The organism is Leifsonia sp. SIMBA_070, assembly GCF_046534635.1.
Lineage (GTDB): Bacteria > Actinomycetota > Actinomycetes > Actinomycetales > Microbacteriaceae > Leifsonia.
Genome location: NZ_JAWRYK010000304.1, coordinates 1 through 270, shown reverse-complemented (window position 1 = coordinate 270; position 270 = coordinate 1). Strand labels below are relative to the sequence as shown.

Here is a 270-nt window from a genome sequence, read left to right as displayed (position 1 = left end):
GAGGTGCCCGAGGCGAGCTTCTGCGAGAACAGCGCGATGCCGACCAGCAGCGGCACGATCACGGTGCCGCCGCCGACGCCGAACAGGCCCGACATGAAGCCCGAGGCGAGGCCGATCGCGACGAAGGTAAGCAGTGCCTTGGGGCCGCGGGATCGGATCGCATTCATCGGATCGATTCTACGTCCCGGCCGGACGCGCCCATAAAACCCCGGCCCTCCCGTCCGCCGCGTACATAACGACGCAGATTCTGGCCCGTGCCGAGTCGGAAAC

1 protein-coding gene is annotated in these 270 nt (G+C 67.4%); it reads right to left on the bottom strand.

Annotation, left to right across the window (positions count from 1 at the left end):
- A partial coding sequence (locus SB754_RS20450) for a TSUP family transporter (protein ID WP_410784192.1) occupies positions 1 to 167 on the bottom strand: 167 nt, incomplete at its 3' end.
- Between the last annotated feature and the right edge of the window lie 103 nt (positions 168 to 270).